The following is a 23,779-nucleotide window of genomic DNA, read 5'->3' on the forward strand; positions in this document are numbered from 1 at the left end:
TTACCTGCCAAGATCCATCAGAAGATGAGGATATCATCGACCCCAAGTTCCCGTGCGCTTGCGGGCGTGAAGGTCGCGATGACCTCTAGACCGCGGGGGCCACCCGGCCCGTCCACGTCCACCGAAAGCTCTAGCGTGCGGAAGTTGAAAGAGGCCAGCCCATCGCGCAGCAACCCCTGCACATCCGATGGCGACAGTTCCCGTGCATTGATGCGCCCGTTGCCCAGGCCGAAGTATCTGTCGTCCAAGGCAAGGACGTCGCCCGCGCCAAAATCGGTGATCGTCGCGTTCGACGGGTTCCCATCGGCTTGGAACGCGAAGATATCCGCCCCGGCCCCGCCGGTGATCGTATCCTCGCCGCCACCGGCCAGCAGGATGTTGTCCCCTTCGTTGCCTACGATCCGGGTGGAGGTGCGGTCGCCAAGGATTTGAATGTCGGCCGTGCCGGTTCCGATGATTTCTTCGATGCCTGTGCGCGCGACGACAAAGTCGACGCTTGTGTTCACGCGGTCCATGTCGCCTTCGCTGTCACGGACAATGTCGCGAATATTGTCGACCGAATAGACATCGTTGCCCGCGCCGCCCTGCATGTCATCGCGACCAGTGCCGCCGATCAGTTGGTCGTCACCCAACCCACCGATCAGCGTGTCCGCAAAGGCGCCGCCCGCGAGGGTGTCATTGCCATCGTTGCCACGGAGCAGGTCGCGCCCATCGTCGCCGTTGAGCAGGTCATCACCCGCGAGGCCGTCCACCGTATCGGCCCCACCCCCGGCTGAGATGATGTCGCTTGCCGACGACCCGAGCAGACGATCCGGGTCATCCGATGCGCCGCGCGTCAGTTCAAAGTCCGCGCTGGTGGCTGGCGTCCCGGCGCCGTCGTCACCGGCAATCCGCAGCTCGGTCCGCAGGGTGTTTTCCCCATTGGCGAGGACCGCGCCGCTGACGCCTGTCAGCTCCAGGAAGAACGTCTCATCGCCCTCAATGGCCGTGTCGCCCTGGACGCGGATCCCAATCAGACCGGCCCCGGATCCGACCGGAATGCGAAGTTCGCCAGAGGTTTCGATGTAATCCTCTCCGGGGAGCGCGGTGTTTCCCACGGTACGGTAGCTCACGATGACTTCTTCGCGCGCGGGCTCCGACAGCAGGATGGGGACGGAATAGAACTGCGATCCGCTGTCACGTTCCTCGATGGAGATCGATACCGCGTCGACCCGAACGAAATTGTCATCGGGCTCCGGTCCCAGAACGCCCGGGGCGGCATCGCCCCTCCCTGCGTCTTGGGTCACGGGTCCGCTGTCGTTGTCCAAGATCGTGCCCGTGGCGACCAACCCGATGGCATTGCCAGCAAAGTTGGCGTTCGTGGCATTGTAAACGAACAGGTCAAAGCTCTCGGTATCTTCCCGTTCCGTGTCAGACCGCAACGTCACATTGATCCGCGCGCTCTGTTGTCCCGCCGGGATGGTGAAGGTGCCACCGGTCAGATCGAAATCGAAAAAGCGGCTGGCTGTGCCATCCAGTGTGGAATAGCTGAACGTCACGGGCGCGGGCGCGGGCCGGTCGAGCGTCACAAGGAAGCTCATGCCCGTGAGGCCGCCATCGCCTTCGATCATTGTGGCATCGTGGACCTGGATGACGGGAATGATGGGCGAGGTCGACACAGGCTCAGGTGCGGCTGTCGCGATCTCGGTGCGACCGGCGGGGCCCGATACCGGCCCGCCGTCGTTGCCCAAGATCCCAATGGTCGTCTCTATGGCCGCGGCACCCCCCTCAAACCGGGCGTTGGTGGCCCCGGTAAAGAGGACCTGGAGGTCTTCGTCCCCTTCGATGGTCTGGTCGCCGCGGATGATGACGCCAATGCGCGTGCTCTGCTGACCTGGGTTGAACGTCACCGTTCCGCCGGTGGCGTCATAATCCCCCTGGAGCGCGCTGGCCGTCAGATCCTGCGTTCCCCAGCTAAAAGACACAGGGCTGGTCACCGGCCCATCCAGGGTGACGAGCATCTCTGCCACCTGAAAACCGCCGTTGCCTTCGATGACATCGACCCCTTGGACCCGGATGGTCGGAAGGTCATCGACTTGCTCAGGCCCGAAAATCGGGGTGCCTTCGGCGCCGATGCCGCCCTCCAGATCGGCTGCGCCGCTGTCGTTATCCAGGACGTCCACCGTCACCTCTAAGGCTTGGGCGCCATCCTTGATGTTGAGGTTGTTCGGGTTCGTGAAAACCACCGTGAAGGTCTCATTCGGCTCGGGCGTTTGGTCGCCGCGTGTGACGACGTTGAGGATCGCCGACCGCTGTCCGGCGGTGAAGGTGACTGTGCCGCCCGCACCGTCATAATCGCCAACGGAATTGGCCGCGGTTCCCTGGACCGTGTAGTAATCCACGGTCGTGGTCGTCGTGGCCGGACGGTCCAGCGTGACCAGAATGCCCTGGAACTTAAAGCCGCTGTCACCCTCAATATAGCCCGTGTTATAGGCGGTCATCGTCGGAAACGGACCAGCCTCAGGCGTGGGGCCGAAGATCTGTCGCGCCACACCAGGATCCGCGCGCGGGATGTCCGGGATGCCGTCGTCATTGTCGAGGATCGTGCCCGTGGCCACCAGCGCAGCCGCCTGATCCGGGAAATCCAAACCACGGGGGTTATAGGCGACGATCTCGAAGGTTTCGTTGCCTTCGACGACCCGGTCGCCCCTTAGGACGATCCGGATTTCCGCCTCGGTTTCCCCGGCACCAAATGTGACCGTGGCCCCTCCCGAGTCATAGTCGCCCGACTGGGCGCTGCCCTCTTGGGTGAAAAACTGAAAGCTGGCGGGAACGTTGGGGGCTTCGTCCAGGCTTGCGCGGAAGATGACGACCTGAAACCCGCCGTCGCCTTCTACAAAATCCGCATTGCTCAATGTAACAATAGGCATCGGCCTTTTTCCCCCAAGCCACTTAAACTGATGGCCTCACCTCGTCAGAGTTCCCGACCTTGGTCAACCGCCTTTCGCCGCATAGGCGACCGGTCTTAAAACTGTCACTTGGTCTTTGTGGAACGGCGCTCACGGGGCCGTTTTCAAGACCGTATGGTCGTCAAATAGCCCTAGCCAACGCGCGCCAAATAGCCAGACACCAGGGGAAGCCCGGCACGCAGAGCATCGAGTTCGTTGGCAAAGCCAATGCGGACAGTTCCCTCCATGCCCATCACCGCGCCTGGGGTGAGCAGAACACCCGTTTCCGCCAAAAGCCCCCGGCAAAAGGCCTCCGATCCGATATCACAGTCCAGATGGAGCAGGGCCGTCGTTCCAGCGGTTGGGCGGACCCAATTCACCCCAGGCTCCGCCGCGACCCAGTCGGACAGGATCTCCAGGTTCTGTCGTGTGATCCGGAGACTGCGCGCCAGGATCCGGTCCGCGTGTTCCAAAGCCAGCGCCGCGATGTGGTCGTCGAGCATCCCGACGGAAATCGTTGAGTAGTCCCGGTGAAGGGAGACCGCGGCCAGGACGTCGGGCGGCGCGGTCACCCACCCCAGTCGGAGACCGGCGAGAGAGAAGGCTTTCGACATGCCCGCCGTGGCCACCGCATGGGGGCTGAAATCTGCGACGGATGGGCTGTGCCCATCCCCCACCTGCGCGGTCCCGCGATAGACCTCGTCGGCGAGCACGCGGGCGCCCCCGCTTTCGGCGATGTCGATGATCGCGCGCAGCATGTCCTCGGGGATAAGGCTGCCGGTCGGATTGTTCGGATTGGTAAAGGCCACGACGCGCGTCCGGTCGGTCATGGCGGCGCGCAAGCGGTCCAGATCGGGCAAGTACTCGTCGGTTGCCGTCAAGGGCAGGGCCGTGACATCGGCCCCGACGCTGGCAGGGATGGCCGTGTGTTGTTGGTAGGTGGGGGTCAGGCTGACAACATGGTCCCCTGGCCCCACGAGGGCCCGCCAGACCAAATCATTGGCGCCGATGGTGCCGTGGGTAACCATCACATCCTCCGGCGCGCGGCTGGCGTACAGGTTGGCAATCGCCGCCCGCAACCGCTCAGAGCCTTCAATCGCGCCATAGCTCAGCGGTTGGTCCCGGATTGCGGCTAAAGGGTCCCCGTCATGGCCGATGATCTCCAGCATCTCATCCAGGGTCATGGCCGCCACGCAGGTTTCAGCCAGGTTGTACCGGCAGCGCGTCTCGGTCTCGTTCATCCAGATTTCAACGCCAAACGGATCAATGTGCATCGCGCGCTCCCTCTGAGGCTGGCTTAGCGGACTGGGCCGCCCGGTCAAAGGCTAGACGGCTCGGGCGATATGGGCCAAGTCACCAAAAGCAACTGGGGAGGGGCGCGCCATGTATCTCGGATTAGACTTGGGGACATCCGGTCTAAAGGCCATCCTGATGGACGAAGAGGGCGCGGTCGTGGCCACCGCTGACCATGCCTACGACAATCCCCATCCGCAGCCAGGCTGGTCTGAACAGGATCCCGCCGATTGGATCACGGCCTGCGAAGGTGTGTTCGATGCGCTCGCGCGCGATGTGCCGGAAAAGCTCGCCGATCTGCGCGCGATTGGCCTGAGCGGTCAGATGCACGGCGCGACGCTGATTGACGCCGATGATGCGGTCCTCCGACCTTGTATCCTGTGGAACGACACACGCGCGGCGGAGGAGGCCGCGCGCTTGGATACGACCCAGGACCTGCGCGAGGTAACCGGGAATATCGTCTTCCCGGGCTTCACGGCGCCGAAACTCCTGTGGTTGCAAACCCATGAGCCGGACGTGTTCGCCCGCGTGGCCAAGGTTCTGCTGCCAAAGGATTACCTGCGCCTATGGCTTACGGGTCGGCATGTGGGGGATATGTCCGATTGCGCGGGCACGTCATGGTTGGATGTGGGTGCGCGCGACTGGTCTGAGACGGCTCTGACCGCTGGACACATGGGGCGCGACCAGATGCCTGATCTTGTGGAAGGCAGCGCACCGTCGGGAGACTTGCGAGAGGTTTTGCGCACCCGCTGGAACATTCGTGGCCCTGTGGTCGTCGCAGGGGGCGGGGGCGACAACGCCGCCGCTGCCTGCGGGGCGGGGTGTTTCGCCGAAGGGCAGGGGTTCGTGTCACTGGGCACCTCTGGCGTGCTGCTGGCGGCGCGGGATCGCTATGCCCCGAATCCCGCGACGGCGGTGCATACCTTTTGTCACGCCGTGCCAGACCGGTGGTATCAGATGGGCGTCATTCTGGCCGCGACGGATTGTATGAACTGGCTGTCGCGCCAAACGGGGCAGAGCCCGGCGAACTTGGCCGCCGCCCTGCCAGACCAGATTGCCGGGCCCTCGGATCTGTCGTTCCTGCCTTATCTGTCGGGGGAGCGGACACCACACAACGATGCAGGTGTCCGCGCGGCGTTTGTTGGGCTGGACGTGGGCCATGGTCCCGCCGATCTGACGCGGGCGGTCGTTGAGGGGGTCTCCTTTGCCCTGCGGGATTGCTTGGCCGCTCTGTCCGGCACGGGCGCGCAGTTGTCATCGGTCATTGCCATGGGCGGTGGCGCGCGGTCCCGGTTCTGGTTGGAGACCCTGGCCAGCACCCTCAACCTGCCGCTGTCGATCCCCGCAAGCGGAGAGTTCGGCGCGGCCCTCGGCGCCGCCCGTCTGGGGCTCGCCGCTGCGACGGGGGCCGATCCTGCGGAGATTATGTCACCGCCACCCATTGCCGAGACAATCGACCCGCGCGCCGACCTCTTGGAGCGCTACGCCGAGGGGTGGGACCGATACCGTGGTCTCTACGGATTGGTGCGGCCCCAATGACGCCGCTCGCCTAGGGGGCGCCCAGATCCTCGACAAGCAGATGGGTCAAACGCTCGATCCCATAGGCCGCGGCCCCCTTGGCCCACATGCGGTCGCCCCAGTTGTGGACGACAATCTCGGGCGGGGCGACATCCACCTGAACGACCTTGCTGTGAACCGCTTCCACAATTTCCGGTTGGCAGAGCGGGTGGTTGCCGGCCGCCTCAAAGGCCAGGATGATCAGCTCCGGGTCGAAAATGTTGATCAAATTCGCCAAACCCATGGAGAAGTATTCCCCGGCCGCTGACAGAAGGTCTGCGATCCCCGCGTCGCCTTGCGCCGCTGCCTCTTGCAAGGCGGCCATGTCGGTGAAGGTCCCCGCGCCCACCTCCTCCGCTTGTCGGAGCAGGGCGTATTCGCTGGTGTAGGCCTCTAGACAGCCGCGTTGTCCGCACTGGCACGCCGCGCCGTCCCCCGGGGCGACCTTTGTATGCCCGAACTCCGCGCCACAGCCGCGCGCACCCCGGTAGAGTTGCCCGTCGATCACGACCCCCAGACCGATCCCGTGCTGAATGGTGACGACAAGGAAGGTGCGCAGCGCCTGACCACGACCAAAGAGATGCTCCGCCGTGGCCACAAGGTTGGCGTCGTTATCGATGAACACCGCGTAGTGGACACGCTGGGACAACAGATCCGCCAAGGGGACGTTGCGCTCGGTCAGGGCCGAGGACCAATGGACCAACCCTCGCAACCCATCCACATATCCAGCAAGCCCAACACCCACCGCCGAGACCCGCGCGGGGTCGAGGCCGATGGCATGACAGGCCCGGTCCACGGCCAGCGCAATCTGATCGACCAAGGCCGCCGCGCTGCTGCGGCGTTCGGCGCGCGGGATCTCCTGCGTGCCCAACTCCCGGCCCTCAAAATCCACCAAGAGGACGGTGATCGCCCCTTGGGAGACCTTGACCCCGGCAACCAGGTGGGCCGCACCTCGGATCTTCAGGGCCTCGCGCGGACGGCCCCGGCTGGTCTTTGGACGCTCACCTGCGTCGGGGCTGATCCGTTCTATCAAGCCTTCGGACAGCAAGTCCGCTGTGATCGCCGTGACCGTGGCCGGACTGATCCCGGTTTCGCGCGCGATGTCGACCCGCGCAACTTGGGTGTGCTGCCGGATCGTGCGCAGAACCCGAGCGCGCCCAGGCCGTCGCGCCTCTATGCCGCCCCCCCGCGCGGCGGTGGGCGCTCCACTGTCATCCATATCTGCCTCCCATCGGAGCGCCCCAAACGCGACCACTCCAGGCATTAATTTGACAGAAAAAATAATTCTGTCTAGCGTCTTCCGCAGGGACGGAGATCGCCCAAGCCAGAGGAGAGGCAAGAGGCACATGACCACAGGATTTTTCGACGGGATCGCCCCGGCGACCTTTGAAGGCGTCGACAGCAAGGACCCGCTGGCCTTTCGCCACTACGACCCCAACGCGACCGTGATGGGCAAACGGCTCGAAGACCATTTGCGCTTTGCGGTGGCCTATTGGCATTCCTTCGCCTGGGAGGGCGGGGACCCGTTCGGCGGCCCCACGTTTCAGCGCCCTTGGCACCCGCAGGACGATATGGGGCGCGCCAAGATGAAGGCCGATGTGGCGTTTGAGATGTTCGACATCCTCGGCGCGCCGTTCTTTTGTTGGCACGACGCGGACCTGCGCCCGGAACAGGGCAGCTATGCCGCCAACCTCGCCACGCTGGAGGAAATCACCGACTACCTTGGCGAAAAGATGCAGGCCTCTCGCACCAAGCTGCTGTGGGGCACGGCCAATATGTTCTCGGACCGCCGCTGGATGGCGGGCGCATCGACCAACCCGGATCCGGATGTCTTTGCCTATGCGGCGGCCACGGTGAAAGGCTGCATGGATGCGACCCATAAGCTGGGCGGTCAGAACTACGTGCTCTGGGGCGGGCGCGAAGGATATGAAACCCTGCTCAACACCGATTTGGGCCGCGAGTTGGACCATATGGGTCGGTTCCTGTCTATGGTCGTCGATTACAAGCATAAGATCGGGTTTCAGGGCCAGATCCTCGTCGAGCCGAAACCACAGGAGCCGTCGAAGCATCAATACGATTTCGACGCCGCCACCTGCATCGGGTTCCTCCGCAAATATGGGTTGGAGGATGAGGTGAAGCTGAACCTGGAACAGGGCCATGCGATCCTTGCGGGGCATAGCTTTGAGCATGAGATCGCCGTCGCCGCGGCCGAAGGAATGCTCGGTTCTATCGATATGAACCGCAACGACTACCAATCGGGGTGGGACACGGACCAGTTCCCGAACACGGTGCCCGAGGTCGCGCTTGCCTATTATCAAATCCTGAAGTCGGGCGGCTTCACCACGGGCGGCACCAACTTCGATGCGAAGCTGCGGCGGCAGTCCTTGGATCCACAGGACCTGATCGCGGCCCATGTGGGCGGTATGGACGTCTGTGCCCGAGGTCTCATGGCTGCAGCCGCCATGATCGAGGACGGCGGCCTGGAGAAGGCACTATCGGCGCGCTACGCCGCCTGGGAGGACGCCGCGGCCCAAGCGATGCTGACCAGTGACCTCGCCACGATCCAAACGCGCGTGATTGACCAGGGTGTGAACCCGCAACCGAGGTCCGGGCGGCAGGAGATTCTTGAGGCTTACGTGAACCGGTTCGTTTGACTGATCGCCGATGCCAGTGAGGTGGCAGTTGACCGTTTAGGGCTTGGCGCCTTTGACGGGGACTGCCGCCCGCCTCACGGTCGGACAGGCATATTTTTGGAACATCGAAGCGGGGGGCGTTAACCTTAAGCAGAGATTAACGGGGGGCCCGATCGGTTGTCGTCGGCGTTGGGGCGCGGTTTCGATTGACGTTCTGTAGATCTGAGGTGTGTGGCCGTGGTATCTTATGGTCACTCCCGGTGCGGCGTTAGGATTTGTCCCGCATCGACCTGGCGCCAGGGGCCGACGGTGCCATCTGGCCAAGTGATCCGCACCTCTGCGCTCTCGTCTGCGCCAAGGCCGAAGTGGAGCGGCGCCGCGGTGCCGCTGACATGGCCGCCTCCGACGGTACGTTCTTGGATCTGGGTGCCTGTGCTGGTGCGCACCTCAACGAAGGCCCCGATGGCGCGTCGGTTGCCCTCTGCCTGGCGGGGATCCACGGCGAGCCACTGTCCCGCCTCTGTCGTGTTTTGCCAAACCTCCAGGGGCGCGCGGCGATTGACCACGACCAGATCCAGGCGGCCATCCCCGTTCAGATCGGCAAGGGCGGCGCCCCTGGATCGGTGCGGCGTTGCGATGCCAGCGGTCGCGCCACGTTCCGCAAAGGTGCCATCGGCCTGTTGCATCAACAGGGTGTTGGGATCCTCCATGGCCATGCCCGGCATCTGATCGACATTGCCTTTCGCGATGAACAGATCCGGGCGCCCGTCGTTGTCCACATCCCCGAACTGGGCGTGCCAGCCCGTGGAGGGACGACCGTCGTCGCCCACGTGGGGACGATGGGCCGTGGCCCCGATGGCGAAGGGGGCAGCAGCGAACCCCGTCCCCTCGTTCATCATGAGGAGTTGGTCGCCCATGGAGGTCAACATCACTTCTGGCAGCCCATCGCCGGTCAGATCCTGGCTTGCGATGCCCATCCCCCACAATTTGAGTGGTGCCCAGCCGTCGCCTTCGCCCAGTTCGCGCAGGGGGTCGAGGCTCCACATCTGTTCGCGACCGTCATGGAGGTAGTAGTGACGGTCGTTGGACACGCGCAGCATGGGGCGACCGTCGCGGCGCCAATCGGAGAAGAGCATGGACAGGGGGCAGAAACCCGGATCGAGCACGATGGGCCGGTCGTATCCGTCCCCGCTTGGACGAAACATCCGGTTTGCGTCGCAGGCGCCAAATGGCCCGTCGGGATCGTCCGCATCGACGTAGTTGCCGATCGCCAGCGTCGGCCAGGTCTGGCCTGCCTCCCAGGTGGCGGAGAAGGCGGTGGACCACGCGTCGCCCACATCTAGACCCCAGGCGGTTGTCACATCCTCGAATTGACAGTCACCCAATCCGCGTAAGACGACGTTTGGTCCGTTCCTCAGGACCATGAGGTCGAGCACATCGTCGCCGTCCATATCCAGAGGGTAGGCACCGGTCACCCGGGAGACTGCAGGGCCATCCGCTTGAGAGAGCCGAATGTCAGCGCCAGGTGTGCTGTCGTTCAGGAACAACCGACTGTCTGCGGCGCCACCGGCGGCGAAGATCTCCGGCAGGGTGTCCCCGTTGCAATTGAAGACCGCTACGCCGCCGCCCACAAAGAAGTCCCAACCGCCTACGTAGCTGTGGGAGCCGACGACGTCTTGGGCACGACTCACAAAGCGGGGCTCTGCCTGGGCGAGGGCGGCGCCCGACGCCGCGCCTGCCGCACAGGACAGACCTGTCGTCCAGGTGCGAAGAGCGGACAGAGACAGATTGAACATCGCCATGGAAGCCTTTGACCTTTCAGTGAAGCGCGGTCCGTATCTGAGCCAAGACTGCGATGAGTGCCCTAACGTCAGACCCGGATCGTTCCGTCTTTGAGGTACACGGTCTGCGCCCTTTGGGAAATATTTTCTTTGACAAATTAAATCGGATCGCCTTAGCCTTTTCCCAGCGGAACGCGGTCGCCCGAGGGCGATTGAGGACTGCGACAAACGGGAGGAAAATTATGAAAAAGACTCTGATCGCCGCCGCCATGGTGGCGACGCTGCCTGTGACCGTGGCGCTTGCCGATGGCCATTCCGTCACTGTTGGCGTGAGCTGGTCTAACTTCCAGGAGGAACGCTGGAAGACCGACGAGGCCGCCATCAAAGCCGCACTGGACGCTGCTGGAGCGGCATATTTGTCGGCGGACGCACAGTCGTCATCGACCAAGCAGCTTGCGGATGTTGAATCGCTGATCACCCAGGGCGTGGATGCTCTGATCATCCTGGCTCAGGATGGCGCCGCCATTGGGCCGGGCCTTGACAGTGCCGAGGCCGCTGGCATCCCCGTTATTGGTTATGATCGCTTGATCGAGGATCCGCGCGCCTTCTACCTGACCTTCGACAACGTTGAAGTGGGGCGCATGCAGGCCCGCGCCGTGTTGGAGCAGCAGCCCAGCGGCAACTACGTAATGATCAAGGGCTCCCCCACCGACCCCAACTCCGACTTCCTGCGCGGTGGTCAGCAAGAGGTCATCCAGGCGGCCGTCGACGCCGGTGACATCACCATCGTGGGGGAGACCTACACCGATGGTTGGGCGCCCGCGAATGCGCAGCGCAACATGGAACAGATCCTGACCCAGACCAATAACGAGGTCGATGCCGTCATCTCTTCCAACGACGGTATGGCCGGGGGTGTGGTCGCTGCGCTGACAGCCCAAGGCATGGATGGCATCCCCGTGTCCGGCCAGGATGGCGACCATGCGGCCCTGAACCGCGTGGCCCTGGGCACGCAGACGGTCTCCGTCTGGAAAGACAGCCGTGAGTTGGGCCGCAACGCCGGTGAGATCGCCGTGGCTTTGGCCAAGGGGACGGCCCTGGCGGACGTTGATGGCGCTGCGACCTTCACCTCGCCCGGGGGCGTCGACGTGAGCGCGATGCTGCTGGCGCCGCTGCCGATCACTCAGGACAACCTGGACGTGGTTCTGGACGCCGGTTGGATCGAGAAAGCCGTGCTGTGTCAGGGCGTCTCGGGCGTCGCCGCCTGCGAATAAGCCAGCGCAACCCACTTAAGGGGCCCCACCTTCGACAACCGGGGGTGGGGCTTTTTTTCTGGAAAAAAAGACCCGTCTCAGACGGGCACCACGGGGAGAGAGACCGATGGGCGCGGGCCTGGGGAAATTCATACGGACGTTGCAGCTGGATACGCGGCTGTTGGGCATGATCGGAGCGTTTCTGCTGATCGCTCTGGTGTTTAACGTTGCGACGGGCGGGACGTTTCTGACGCCGCGCAACATCTTCAACCTGACGCTTCAAACAGCTTCGGTTGCGGTGATGGCTACGGGGATGGTTTTCATCATCGTGACACGCAACATCGATCTGTCCATCGGATCCATGGTCGGTGTCATCGGCATGGTCATGGGGCTGGTGCAGGCGTTCTGGTTGCCTGAAATCGTCGGCTTCGGCAGCCCGGTCATCTGGATTGTCACGGTCATCATCGGTGTCGCGCTCGGGGTGGCCATCGGCGCGTTACAAGGTTGGATGGTCGGGTATCTGATGATCCCGTCCTTCATCGTCACCCTAGGCGGTCTGCTGATCTGGCGCGGCGCGGCCTGGTGGGTGACGCGCGGCACGACCGTCTCTCCGCTGGATCCCACGTTCATCAAGCTGGGCGGCGCGTCGGGCACCATTGGTGTGACGGCAAGCTGGATCTTGGCGGGCGTGGCCATCCTGGCCACCGTTTGGTTCCTGATCCACACCCGGCGCAGTCACTTGTCCCACGGTTTCGCGGTTAAGCCGCTGTGGGCCGAATACACACTGGGCGCCATCCTGGTCGGCGCGATTGCGGGGATTACCGCTGTCATCAACGCCTACGAGGTGCCCACCCGCGTCTTGCAGCGCCGGTTTCAACGCGAAGGCTTGGAGATGCCAGAAGGCTATACCGAGGCCTATGGGTTCCCCATCTCCGTTCTGATCGTGATCGGTATCGCCATCGCCATGACGATCGTGGCCCGCAAGACGCGGTTCGGACGCTATGTCTTTGCGATGGGGGGCAACCCGGACGCGGCGGAGCTGTCGGGGATCAATACCAAGATGCTGACGGTGAAGGTTTTCGCGCTCATGGGCGGCTTGGCTGCCGTGGCCGCTGTGATCGCCTCGGCGCGTCTGGCCTCGGCTGGGAATGACCTAGGCACTCTGGACGAGCTGCGTGTGATCGCCGCCGCGGTCATCGGGGGCACCGCTTTGGCTGGCGGCGTCGGCACGATCTATGGCGCGCTGCTGGGAGCGTTCATCATGCAGTCGCTGGTCAGTGGCATGGGCATGGTTGGGGTCGACGCCCCGTTTCAGAACATCATCGTGGGCGCTGTCCTGATCCTCGCCGTATGGGTCGACATCGTCTATCGCCGCCGCACGGGAGACGCCTGATATGACCACGCCACTTCTGGAAATGCGCAACATCTCGATCCACTTTGGCGGGATCAAGGCCGTGGACGATGTCAGCATCGACGTCATGCCGGGTGAGGTCGTGGGTCTGCTGGGCCACAACGGCGCCGGGAAATCCACGCTGATCAAGATCCTGTCGGGGGCCTACAAAAAGGATGCGGGCGAGATCTACGTCGACGGCAAGAAGGTCGAGATCAACAGCCCGCGCGACGCTCGCACCCATAACATCGAGACGATCTATCAGACGCTCGCCCTATCCGACAATCTGGACGCGGCCTCCAACCTGTTCCTGGGCCGCGAGATCGTGACGAAGTTCGGTCTGGTGGACGACACCAAGATGGAGAGTGAGAGCCGCAAGATCATGGCGCGGCTCAACCCAAACTTTAAGCGCTTCAATGAGCCGGTGCGCTCCCTGTCGGGCGGGCAACGGCAGTCGGTCGCGATTGCGCGCGCCGTCTATTTCAACGCGCGCATCCTGATCATGGACGAGCCGACGGCGGCGCTCGGCGTGCATGAGACGGCCATGGTTGCGGACCTGATCAAGGAGTTGAAGGCCCAGGGTCTGGGGATCTTCCTCATTTCCCACGACACGCGGGAGATGATGGAGCTTTGTGATCGGGTGTCTGTGATGAAAAACGGGCAGTTGATCGGGACCGAGCGGGTGGAGGATGTGACCGAGGATGACATTCTGTCGATGATCATCATGGGCAAAAACCCGAAGCGCGAGGCCGCGACGGCCTGAGCCAGAACGCCCCCGCCGGTCGGGGGCGTTTTCACGTCTTGAGGGATATGGATGTCCGGTTGGATCACGCTCGATTGCCACGGCGCGCCCCATTGTCGGCATGAGAACGGCTTTGCCGAGCTTGGCGGGCTGTTCTACCTGTTCGGCGGGCGACGCGTGCAGCCTGTGGATATCTTTGATCCAGCCACGAAGACCTGGACCCACGGCGCGCCGCCGCCGTTGGAGATCCACCACTTCCAACCGGTTATCGTAGGGCAGGAGATCTGGCTGCTCGGGACGATGACCGGAGCCTTTCCGCGCGAGACGCCCTTGGAGACGGTGTTCATATACACCCCGGCCACGGACAGTTGGTCCGAAGGGCCGACGATCCCGGAAGATCGGCGGCGTGGGGCCTCGGGCTGTGCGCTGCACGCCGATGGCTGGATCTATGTGGTTGGCGGGATCGTCGATGGGCACCACTCCGGGACCCAAGCGTGGTTTGACCGCATCCACCCGGAGACGGGCGAGTGGCAGGTTCTGCCGGATGCGCCCAACAAGCGGGACCACGCGCCCTGCGCGATTGTGGGGGATAACCTCTATGTCTTCGGAGGCCGCGAGACGGGGTGGCACAACGGGACCGACTATGAGGCGCTGTTTCACGCGACCATCGGGGATGTGGACGTCTGGAACTTCATGCGGTGCGAGTGGTCCGTCCATCCCGCGCCTTTGCCGATCCAAACAGCGGCGGGCGGCGCGGGCGTGATCCGGGACCGCATCCACTACGTCGGTGGGGAGGCGGGGCGGATGGAGGCGTTCGCCGAGATGCAGATCTTCGATGCGGCATCCGGGGCTTGGTCCTTGGGGCCGGGGCTCAACCGCGCCCGGCACGGGACGAACTGCTGCGTCTATGACGGCAAGCTGTGGATCGCCGCAGGCAGTGGCGCGCGGGGTGGAGAGCCGGAATTGACCTCCATCGAATGTATCGAGGTCGAAGGGGCCTAGCGCCGCCCTACGGATTGCCGTATCGCTTTTGCAACCGGTTGCAAGGAGGGGCGCCATGACCAGATTCGGAGTTCTCGGTGCGGGCCGCATTGGTCAGGTCCACGCGCGTGCCATCGCCGCAACACCTGGCGCTGTTATGACTGCGATTGCGGACCCGTTGGAGGCCGCGGCCCAAGCCGCCGTCGATGCCTATGGTGGTGAGATCCGAACGCTCGATGCGATTATCGACGCCGGTGACGTGGATGCTGTCGTGATCTGTACCCCCACCGACACCCACGCGGATCTGATTGAACGGGCTGCGCGTGCTGGTAAGGCGATCTTTTGCGAGAAACCCATCGACCTGGATCTGGCGCGGGTGCGCGCCTGTTTGGGCGTCGTGGAGGAGACGGGCGCGACCCTGATGCTCGGCTTTAACCGGCGGTATGATCCCGATTTCATGGCGCTCAAGGCGATCGTCGACGGCGGTCGGATTGGGCCGGTTGAGACGGTGACCATCACCAGCCGCGACCCCGGCCCGCCACCGGGGGAATACATCACCCGCTCCGGTGGCATGTTTCGTGACATGACGATCCACGACTTCGATATCGCCCGTTGGATGCTGGGGGAGGAGCCGGAAAGCGTCTTGGCTGTCGCTTCCAACCTCGTGGACCCGGAGATTGGCGCCCTGGGGGATATTGACACGGCGACCGTGATCCTGCGTACGGCCACGGGCAAACAGACGGTTATCCAAAACTCCCGGCGCGCGGCCTATGGCTACGATCAGAGGATCGAAGTGGCGGGGGCGCTCGGTGCGGCCTCCGCGCAGAACCAGCACACCGCGCGGATTGAGGTGGCGACGGCAGAGGGATTCCAACGCCCGCCGCTCCAAGATTTCTTTATGACACGCTACGCCGAGGCCTATGCCGCGGAAATCGCTGAGTTCACGACCGCTTTGGCGGCAGGCCGCCCGCCGCGTACGGGGGGACATGACGGGTTGATGGCCCTGGCCCTGGCCGATGCGGCCGTTCGTTCGGTGGCCGAGGGCAGGGCGGTCGCCATGGCAGAGATCATGGGCTAAGCTCTCAGGATGTTGGACCCCGACCATCCCTTCTTTGCCCCCGTCTGGCGGCGTTGGGCTGTGATCGGGGTTTGCTTTGGCTGGGCGCTGTTTGAGCTGTCGAATGGCGCGACGCTCTGGGCCGGGGGCTTTGCCGGGTTGGGGGCCTATGCGTTCTGGGCGTTGATCCTGGGACCTCGGATCAAGCGCTAACGTCATGGTGTTGCCACGTTTCTTCTGGAAGAAACGTCGCAAACGCAGAGGGCAGCGCTTTGAAGATCACGCAATTCGGTCTCCGGTATTCCCCAAACCTTGGCGATGGCGTCATCGCGGAGTGCGTTGCCCATGGGGTACGCACGCGAAAGCCCGGCGTCGACCTGACCCATGTGGACCTGTCCGGGCGCGGTGATTTTGGCGCTGTCACCGTGCGCAATCGAGAGATGTTGTTGGCCATCTTGGACAGGCTTCCCCTGTGGCTGCGGCAGCGGTTGACGCTTTGGAAGCTGGGTAAGCTGATGGATCGGCTTGAGGCGGACTGGCGCGCGGCGGCGCAGTGCGACTTGGCCGTGATCGGCGGGGGGCAGATCCTGTCCGATGCCAATTTGAATTTTCCGATCAAGGTCGGGCAGGCGGCACGTCTCTTGCGCGAAGCAGCGACGCCGACGGCGATCTATGCCGTTGGCGTCTCCAAGAACTGGACGCCGAAGGGGCAGGCTTTGTTTGCACGTCTGTTGGAGACGGACCTGCGGATGGTGGGGCCAAGGGATGCCCATTCGCTGACCGCTTGGACCGACCAAACCGAGGGAGGACCGACGCCAGAGGTTCTGTTGGATCCCGGCCTTTTGGCGGCTGAGTGTTATGGCCCGGCCAAAGCTGTGTCGGGCCGGATTGGGCTATGCGTGACGGATTTCAACCTGCTCGGTCATCACGCCGATGGATCTGTCGCCGGGGGCGCGGTTGGACCGGTGGAGTTTTATGTGGGCATCGCCGAAGCGTTGATCACCAAGGGCTTCGACGTCTGCTTGTTTACCAACGGCGCAGCCGAAGACCGCGCCCTGCGCGCGCGGGTGGCGGCGGCGCTCGGACAGCGGGACGGCGTGCTCGTGCCGGAAGACCCCGTTCGTCCCGATGATCTGGTCTCTCAGATTGGCGCCTGCGAGGCGGTGGTGGCCCATCGGCTCCATGCCTGCATCGTGGCCTATAGCTATGGTCGTGCGATCGTCGGTCTCGGATGGGATCGGAAGCTGCAGTCCTTCTTTGAAACGGTGGATTTGGCCGCAGGCTTCACCGCCGCGCCCGAGATCACGGGAACAGATGTGGCGCGTTTGGTGGACACGGCCTTGGCACGTGGCGTGGATGCCAGCAAACGAGCTCAGATCCTCGACCGGGCCTGGGCCGGGATTGATCGTTTGTTGGACTGCGCTACTCCACCAACCGAAGGGTGAAGCGATAGGCGGTGACGTCGCCTCGGGCTGTCTCGCCCGGGCCGACGGCGATGTCTAACTCTTGTCCGGCCTGCATTTCGATGCGCGTCAGACGGTGGGACATGTCGCTTCGTCCCGCCCAATCGAACAGTGGGTCCCCGTCCAGGGTTACGGAAAGCGTCACGCCATCGCTGCTGCGCGCTGCCGGGGACAGGGTCAGATCGAGCGCCAAAACCATGTCATCTGGGGCTGTGAAACGATGTAACACCTCTTGCGGGAAGGCCGCGGTGCCGCTCGGCAGCATGCTCTGGGACAACAGCCGCACCGAAGGGTCGTCATCGCGCCCGAGGTACGGCGTCCAGGGCACGCCAGGACGTCCTTGGCCCGGCTGGACCGTCATGGGCTCTGTGCCATTTGGTGAGCGGGTCAAACGAGCAAACGGGCCCTGTGTAGTAGGGGTGTCCCCATAGAAAAGATGCCAAAAGCTATCTGCAACAAGGTCTTGTGGTGCGATCTTCAAGTCTTCTGCGACCCTGATCGGACGTTCGGACACCACTATCAGAGGGGTGCTCTCTGACAGGGTGAAGGTCCTGTCGGGCAGGGCCCTGCCATCGGGTGCAATGGCGCTGACCTCCCGTGAGGTCAGGTCAATCTGGCGTGGTGCGCCCCAAATCACCAACAGGCTCTCCCCAAACAGACAGGCAGGTGTTGCCGCATCCGGGGAGACATCGCGAACCGGTTTGCCTGCCGCCAAGGATTGCGCTTCGGCATAGGCCAGACCGGTCGCTGTCGGGATCCCACCGCGTGTGAGCAAGGGCACGTAATCATCGCCGCGCGGGTGGAGCGGATACCAGACCAAGCGGGACACCCCGGCGAGCGCCGATTTACACAGCCCCCGCCACAGCAGGCCTGGGGCGGCGTCCGGGCTCTGGGTTCCGAACTCCGTCAACTCGATGGGCATCTCTGCCAAGGCAGAGGCGCGGCGGAGCACCTCGATCTGGCGATCAAGCATGGCAACTGGGGTGTCATAGGGATGCAGCGCGATGGCGTCGACGGGCGCCAAGCCACCCGCAGCTGCAACCTGTGCCAGGTATCCTGTGGGCACCGAATGCACCCCCGCGCCAATGATGCGCACTTCCGGTCGGACGGCGCGCACCTGTTCGGCCACGCTGATGGTGAGGGCGGCATGGGCCTCTGCCCTGGCGGTCAGGCCCGCGTCGCGCAACGGGCCTGAGACGAAGTTCGCACTGTTGAACTCATTGCCGACCTCTACGCCCGTTATGGCGGGAAAGGCTTCGACCACGCGGGCCGCATGGGCGCCGAACGCATGCACGGCGTCCGGTCCCACGGGGGTCGCGCCGCCCTCATAGGCAGGATGCCCGTTATTGACCGTCAGGGTCATCTCCGCCCCTTGGCGCGGCAACCAACCCGGCCAGCGCGTCGTCGGGGTCGTAAAGCGAAAGCGACCGTCGGGGCCTTCCACGCGGTCCCAATAGACGGCATCGCGGAAATCGAGGATCCCCAGCGTCTCCGCCCCCGCGAAGAGGCCGCGCGGCACGCCTTGGCCGAAGTTTGACGCCGCGGCCAAGGTGGGCGCCCGCAGGTCTTGCGCCCAAGCCCCCGGAGCGGCCATCAAAAGGCCAAGGATCAAAGCTATCGTCCTGAGCATTCGAATCTCCCTGGGCGCGCATCCGGTCCAGAGCAGTTGACCAGTCCCGCCGTTCCGAGGCCAGCCCGACACCATGCAGTTCTTTCCCACGTCGGCCATCGTGCTCATCGCCATCGGCATTCTGATGGTCCACGGTCCGCGCCGGGCGTTTTGGGCGTTTCTGGCCTTAACCCCGCTGGCGGCCACTGCGGCGTTCAACCTTCCGGCGGTGGGCGGGGCGTCGATCCTGTTGGCGGATCTGGCGGCTATCGCGATTTTCTTTCTGATCGCGCTTCGGGACAAGGGGTTTGCGGCGGTCTTGGGCACTGTGCGGATCGGGCAGCCCGGGTTTTGGCTGCTGCTGCTGACGCTCTATGCGATTGTCGCGACGATGCTTTTTCCTCGGCTCTTCGCCGGTGAGACCTTTGTGTTTGGCATCGCGCGCGACGGCAACGAGGAAGGGATCGTGTCGATCCCGCTGCGTCCGTCGAACGGAAATCTGACCCAGTTGTTCCGCCACCTGTTGGGGGTCTGCGTGTTTTTGGCCGCGGCCACGCTGTTTCGTTTGGCGCCGGACCCGCGCCCCGCGCTGGTGGCGGTGGCGGCGGCAACTGGGCTCAACGCGGTGCTCGGGTGGGCGGATGTGCTGACCTACGCCGTCGGGCTGTCCAACCTGCTGGAGCCGATCCGGACCGCGAATTACGCGATCCTCTATGACGTGCGGATGGTCGGCATTAAGCGCATGATCGGCGGGTTCCCGGAGGCCAGCAGCTTTGGCTACTACAGCCTTGGGCTGTTTGGGTTTTGGCTCCACTACTGGATCTTTGGCCCGCGGGATCGCCTGGGCACCATCATGCTGGCCCTGACGCTGATCTGTGTCGTGCGCTCCACCTCGTCGGCGGCCTACGTGGGGCTTGTGGCGTTCTTGGGCCTCTATGGAACAGTCGCCTTGGTGGCCAACCTGGGGGGGCAGGTCTCGCGCCGGGGGGCGCGGATCGCAGGTCTGTCGGTCGTGGCGGTTTGGTTGCTAGGGGTGGCGATTTTTGCGGCCTATGAATTGGTGCAGCCGGTCACCGCGTTTTTGGACCGCGCGTTGTTCACCAAGCTCGACAATGAGTCTGGCGTCGAGCGGTTTAGCTGGAACGCCCAAGCCATGGTAAACTTCTACGACACGCTGACGTTGGGCGCGGGCCTGGGCAGTGTGCGGGCGTCCAGTTGGCCCTTTGCTGTTTTGGCCAGCTTGGGATCCGTTGGCGGGCTGCTCTATGCCGGGTTCCTCACGAGCGTCATCGCGGGCGGCGGGGCATGGGGTGGGCGGCTTGGCGACAGCGTTGTCGCCAACAGCGCGCGGGTTGGATGCGTAGCCTTCCTCGTGTCCGCGACCCTGACGGCAGCGACGCCTGACCTGGGTCTGACGTTCTATGCCTTCGCCGGGGTTGCGGTCGGTTTGACGCGGGGCGCGGTCTTGCTGCACCGCAGGGGGCAGAGTAGACAGATCGCTGTAACGGCTGCGTGATAGGGGCCCTGCTGGAAACAGTGTTTCTTGCAATTTAGGCGCCTTATCCGCTTAAAATTCGACTATGGTTCAAGGAATGGACATGGCCCCGCTACGGGTGATTCCGCACCGCAGCATGTCTGCACGGGCAGGGCGTCAGGCCCAGCCGGTCAAGTGGGGTGTGGTGCGACGGGGTCCCGCTGGGTGGGCCAACGGAACCATGAGGGTGGATCAGTATGACCCACAGCGGCACGGAGATGCCTCGACCGCTTCAGGGGCTCGCTAATTTGCGCCCCGCGGCCGAGGATCTGTTTGACGGGATTGACCCGCGAGAGGTGTTGCGCGGCATCTGGCAGGGCAAGTACGTCATCTTAGGGGCCGCGCTGGTCTGCGGGGCGCTGGCCTACGGGGCCGTCTCACAGATCACGCCGACCTATGCGTCCATGGCGAAGGTCCTGCTCGATCCGCGCGAACGGACGTTTGTGACCGAAGACCAGGTGGTGTCGGACCTAAACCTCAACAACGAGGTCGTGGCGTCCGAGATTTCGATCATGACGTCGAATGTCCTGCTGAGCGAGGTCGTGCGGGAGTTGCAGGAAACGCGGCCCGATTTGGCCGAGATCCTGTTGCCATCGGTGGCGGAGCCGTCTTTGCCGCGCAAGATACTTGGGATGGTCGGTATGGGCGGTGACGCAGACGAGGCGCCCGCCGAAGAGCTTGACCCCGAGGTGGCGGAGGCGGTGCGGATCGACGGCCTCGTCTGGGCATTGCGGCGCGCCACGGATTTCTGGCGGGATGGGGATGCCTATATCATTTCCATCCGGGCGGAGACGGAGAGTCCCGTCTTGTCCGCGTTGATCGCGGAAACCATTGTCGATCAATACATTGAACAGCAACTTGAGGGCCGCCGCCAAACGGCCAATCAGGCAACCGCCCAGATCGAGGCGCGGGTGGCGGATCTACGTGAACAGGTCCAGCAGGCCGAGGCCGCTGTCGAGGACTTTCGCGACCAAACCATCGCCCAGCATGGAAGCAGCCTGGAGATCCTGTCCCAGCGTGTCTTGGATCTGAACGAGGAAGTGGTGCAGGCCCGCATCGAACGGGGCGCTGCCGAAGCGCGCTATTCCGAGATGGAGCGTGCCGTGGCCGAAGACGGCATCGAAGCCCTGGGCGGCATGGTCTCCACCGATGCCATTCGCGAATTGACCGCCCGCCGTTTGGAGCTGGAAGCGCAGGATGCTCAATGGGCTGCCCGTTTCCGCGACGACCACCCCGAACGGCGCAAAATCCTGTCCCGCTTGTCTGAGGTGGACCGGTCTCTCTCGGTGGAAATCGCCCGGGCCTTGGATGCCCAACGGAACGAACTGCAAATCGCCCGCGTCCGGGAAGAGACGATGGAGGCCACCTTGGCCGATGTGGAGCAGCGGTTCCAAGACGCCTCCCGCTCCAGCTTGGGCCTCCGCCAGTTGGAGCGTGAGACGGAAGCCGTCCGCTCCGTCTATCGCGACCTGCTGACGCGTGTGGCGCAGACCCGAACCCAGCAATCGTTTCAGGTTGCCGACGCTCGGGTCATTGAGCGCGCCACTGTCGCAGGCCGACCATCCGCCCCGCGGCCCAAGTTGATGACCGTCTTGGGTATCATCGTGGGGGCGGCCCTGGGCTTTGCCCTGGTTCTCCTGCGCCGCCTGACCAACCGCACCTTCCGCGACCTGTCCGAAGTGGAGCGTGCGAGCGGTCTAGACGTCGTGTCCGTCATGCCAGAACAGACCTGGCGCAATGCGGAGCAGGCGCTGGCCGAGCTCGACAAGAATCCCATGGGCCCCACCGCCGAGAGCGTGCGAGCCCTGCGCAATCATCTTGGCAGCGGTGCCCAGACGGCTTTGACCCGCAGCGTCTCATTGCTGTCTCCTCTGAGCGGTGACGGTAAGACCACGGCGACACTGCTCCTCGCGGCGCTTGCGGCCAAGGCAGACGAGATGGTCGTCGTGGTGGATTTCGACCTCCGGCAAGACACTCTCGCCAAGGAGTTGCGCCTGGGTCGCAGGCCGGGTGTCAGCGACATTCTCGCCGGTGAGGCGACGGTGGACGAAGCGGTCACGACCCTGCCGGAGCATGGCTTCGACATCATCACCGCAGGTGAGATGGGGGCCATGGGCGCCGATGGTCTGCGGACGGAGGCCATTCGCAGTGTCCTCGACGAGTTGAAAGAGAACTACGACTTGGTGTTGGTGAACACGCCTGCCATGTTGCAGGTCCCCGACGCGTCCTTGATCGCCCGCTCCGTGGATCAATGCGTCCTCTTGGTGCGGCACGGGTCCACGTCGCGGATTGCTTTGAAGCGGTGCCTGTCCATGCTCTCCGCGCAGCGGGCCCCATTGGAAGGCCTCGTCATGACACGCGCCGACAGCGAAGGGCTGCAATCTGGATATTTATTCAGTTACGGCTATGCCTGAACACCGTCGAGCGCCCCGTGTCGCGCTGATCCACTATTGGCTTGTTGGGATGCGCGGCGGGGAAAAGGTCCTTGAAGCGCTCTGTCGGATGTATCCGGACGCTGACATCTTCACCCATGTCGCCGATCGCGACGCCCTGTCTGACACCCTCCGTCGCCATACGATCCACGAAACATGGATTGGTCGGCTCCCTGCGGCGCGCCGGTTGTATCAAGCCTACCTCCCGCTGATGCCGCGCGCGTTAGAGGGTTTGGATTTGAGCGGCTATGATCTGGTAATCTCATCCGAGGCTGGTCCCGCAAAGGGGGTCATCGTGCCGCCGGATGCGTTCCATCTGTGCTACTGCCATTCCCCGATGCGCTACCTCTGGGATCAGTATCATGTCTACCGCGCGGGGACGGGATCGGTGCAACGGGCAGCCATGTCTGTTTTTGCCCATGGTCTCCGCCAGTGGGATGTGACGTCTGCGGCGCGGGTCGATGCATTTGCCGCCAATTCCCACCATGTGGCGGACCGCATCAAGAAATACTGGCGGCGCGATGCCAGCGTCGTGCATCCGCCCGTCGCCGTCGAAGACTTCGCGCCTGTCCCACCGGCGGAGGTCGGCGACAGCTATCTTTGGCTTGGCGAGTTGGCGCCCTACAAACGGCCAGACATGGCGGTCGAGGCGTTTAACCGCCTCGGTCTGCCACTGACGGTGATCGGCGGGCCGCAAAAGACGGTGGACCGTTTGGCGGCGGAGGCAGAGCCGAACATCACCTTCCTTGGAAAGACGGATTTCGACACGCTGCGCGATCACCTGTCGCGCTGTAAGGCATTGATTTTCCCCGGCGAGGAAGACTTCGGCATTGTTCCCGTTGAGGCCATGGCGGCTGGGCGACCCGTGATCGCCTATGGGCGCGGCGGGGCCTGCGATACGGTTGTGGAGGGGCAGACAGGCTTGCTGTTCCCCGATCAATCGGTCGAGGATTTGGTCGCTGCCGTCCTCAAGTTCGAGGCGTCGCACTTGGCGCAGGCCCCGTCCGAGGCCCTGGTGCGCCACGCGGCGGGCTTTTCGGAAGATGTGTTCCGACAGGGGATCCGAGCGCTCCTGCCGCCGCACTTGCGGGATGCCGAGGCGCCCATGCGCCTTGCTGGCTCCGCTTGAC

17 protein-coding genes are annotated in these 23,779 nt (G+C 63.9%); 12 read left to right on the plus strand and 5 right to left on the minus strand.

The features are described from left to right. Positions 1 to 17 precede the first annotated feature (17 nt). Positions 18 to 2,909: a Calx-beta domain-containing protein gene (locus K5R33_RS12175; RefSeq protein ID WP_220749314.1), complete on the minus strand. Its 2,892-nt coding sequence runs from the start codon at positions 2,907 to 2,909 to the stop codon at positions 18 to 20. 170 nt (positions 2,910 to 3,079) lie between these two features. Then, a complete protein-coding gene (locus K5R33_RS12180) occupies positions 3,080 to 4,201 on the minus strand; it encodes an aminotransferase class I/II-fold pyridoxal phosphate-dependent enzyme (protein ID WP_220749315.1) in 1,122 nt (373 codons plus the stop codon). Between the two features lie 109 nt (positions 4,202 to 4,310). Between K5R33_RS12180 and xylB the strand changes: the two genes are divergently transcribed. Further along, the gene (gene xylB / locus K5R33_RS12185) at positions 4,311 to 5,759 is read left to right on the plus strand and encodes a xylulokinase (protein WP_220749316.1); all 1,449 of its coding nucleotides are present in this window, start codon (positions 4,311 to 4,313) and stop codon (positions 5,757 to 5,759) included. A 10-nt stretch (positions 5,760 to 5,769) separates the two neighbouring features. On the opposite strand, the gene K5R33_RS12190 is transcribed toward xylB, so the two are convergent. Next, positions 5,770 to 6,996 (minus strand): ROK family transcriptional regulator, encoded by a 1,227-nt coding sequence (locus K5R33_RS12190; RefSeq protein WP_220749317.1) that lies wholly within the window; start codon positions 6,994 to 6,996, stop codon positions 5,770 to 5,772. Between the two features lie 127 nt (positions 6,997 to 7,123). On the opposite strand from K5R33_RS12190, the gene xylA reads away from it, so the two are divergent. Beyond that, entirely contained in the window at positions 7,124 to 8,431 is a 1,308-nt protein-coding gene (gene xylA / locus K5R33_RS12195) for a xylose isomerase (protein WP_220749318.1), read from the plus strand. 230 nt (positions 8,432 to 8,661) lie between these two features. On the opposite strand, the gene K5R33_RS12200 is transcribed toward xylA, so the two are convergent. Then, on the minus strand, positions 8,662 to 10,212 hold the full coding sequence (locus K5R33_RS12200; protein WP_255576368.1) for a CRTAC1 family protein: 1,551 nt from the start codon (positions 10,210 to 10,212) through the stop codon (positions 8,662 to 8,664). Positions 10,213 to 10,433: 221 nt separating this feature from the next. On the opposite strand from K5R33_RS12200, the gene xylF reads away from it, so the two are divergent. The 7 genes from xylF (at position 10,434) to K5R33_RS12235 (ending at position 17,056) form a co-directional block, all read left to right on the plus strand. Further along, positions 10,434 to 11,462: a D-xylose ABC transporter substrate-binding protein gene (gene xylF / locus K5R33_RS12205; RefSeq protein ID WP_220749319.1), complete on the plus strand. Its 1,029-nt coding sequence runs from the start codon at positions 10,434 to 10,436 to the stop codon at positions 11,460 to 11,462. Between the two features lie 106 nt (positions 11,463 to 11,568). Continuing rightward, positions 11,569 to 12,834, plus strand: a complete 1,266-nt coding sequence (locus K5R33_RS12210) for a sugar ABC transporter permease (RefSeq protein WP_220749320.1) — start codon at positions 11,569 to 11,571, stop codon at positions 12,832 to 12,834. Between the two features lies 1 nt (position 12,835). Continuing rightward, positions 12,836 to 13,594, plus strand: coding sequence for an ATP-binding cassette domain-containing protein (locus K5R33_RS12215; protein WP_220749321.1), 759 nt, complete (start codon positions 12,836 to 12,838; stop codon positions 13,592 to 13,594). 51 nt (positions 13,595 to 13,645) lie between these two features. Next, complete coding sequence (locus K5R33_RS12220; RefSeq protein WP_220749322.1) at positions 13,646 to 14,575, plus strand: Kelch repeat-containing protein; 930 nt, start codon at positions 13,646 to 13,648, stop codon at positions 14,573 to 14,575. Between the two features lie 55 nt (positions 14,576 to 14,630). Then, a complete protein-coding gene (gene iolG / locus K5R33_RS12225; RefSeq protein WP_220749323.1) occupies positions 14,631 to 15,632 on the plus strand; it encodes an inositol 2-dehydrogenase in 1,002 nt (333 codons plus the stop codon). A gap of 9 nt (positions 15,633 to 15,641) precedes the next feature. Then, positions 15,642 to 15,824: a hypothetical protein gene (locus tag K5R33_RS12230; protein WP_220749324.1), complete on the plus strand. Its 183-nt coding sequence runs from the start codon at positions 15,642 to 15,644 to the stop codon at positions 15,822 to 15,824. 59 nt (positions 15,825 to 15,883) lie between these two features. Beyond that, positions 15,884 to 17,056 (plus strand): polysaccharide pyruvyl transferase family protein, encoded by a 1,173-nt coding sequence (locus tag K5R33_RS12235; RefSeq protein WP_220749325.1) that lies wholly within the window; start codon positions 15,884 to 15,886, stop codon positions 17,054 to 17,056. Here the strand turns inward: K5R33_RS12235 and K5R33_RS12240 are convergent. Next, positions 17,034 to 18,704 carry a glycoside hydrolase 5 family protein gene (locus tag K5R33_RS12240; protein WP_220749326.1) on the minus strand — a complete coding sequence of 557 codons (1,671 nt, stop codon included), beginning with the start codon at positions 18,702 to 18,704 and terminating at the stop codon, positions 17,034 to 17,036. The two genes, K5R33_RS12235 and K5R33_RS12240, sit on opposite strands and share 23 nt — an antisense overlap. A 73-nt stretch (positions 18,705 to 18,777) precedes the next feature. Between K5R33_RS12240 and K5R33_RS12245 the strand changes: the two genes are divergently transcribed. The 3 genes from K5R33_RS12245 to K5R33_RS12255 all read left to right on the plus strand — a co-directional run bounded on the left by K5R33_RS12245 (position 18,778) and on the right by K5R33_RS12255 (position 23,778). Beyond that, positions 18,778 to 20,199 carry a hypothetical protein gene (locus K5R33_RS12245; protein WP_220749327.1) on the plus strand — a complete coding sequence of 474 codons (1,422 nt, stop codon included), beginning with the start codon at positions 18,778 to 18,780 and terminating at the stop codon, positions 20,197 to 20,199. A 215-nt stretch (positions 20,200 to 20,414) separates the two neighbouring features. Then, positions 20,415 to 22,631 (plus strand): GumC family protein, encoded by a 2,217-nt coding sequence (locus tag K5R33_RS12250; protein ID WP_220749328.1) that lies wholly within the window; start codon positions 20,415 to 20,417, stop codon positions 22,629 to 22,631. Beyond that, positions 22,624 to 23,778: a glycosyltransferase gene (locus K5R33_RS12255; protein WP_220749329.1), complete on the plus strand. Its 1,155-nt coding sequence runs from the start codon at positions 22,624 to 22,626 to the stop codon at positions 23,776 to 23,778. The genes K5R33_RS12250 and K5R33_RS12255 overlap by 8 nt, the downstream gene beginning before the upstream one ends. Position 23,779: the final 1 nt, after the last annotated feature.

The sequence above is a fragment of the Jannaschia pagri genome (assembly GCF_019655435.1).
GTDB classification, from domain to species: domain Bacteria; phylum Pseudomonadota; class Alphaproteobacteria; order Rhodobacterales; family Rhodobacteraceae; genus Jannaschia; species Jannaschia pagri.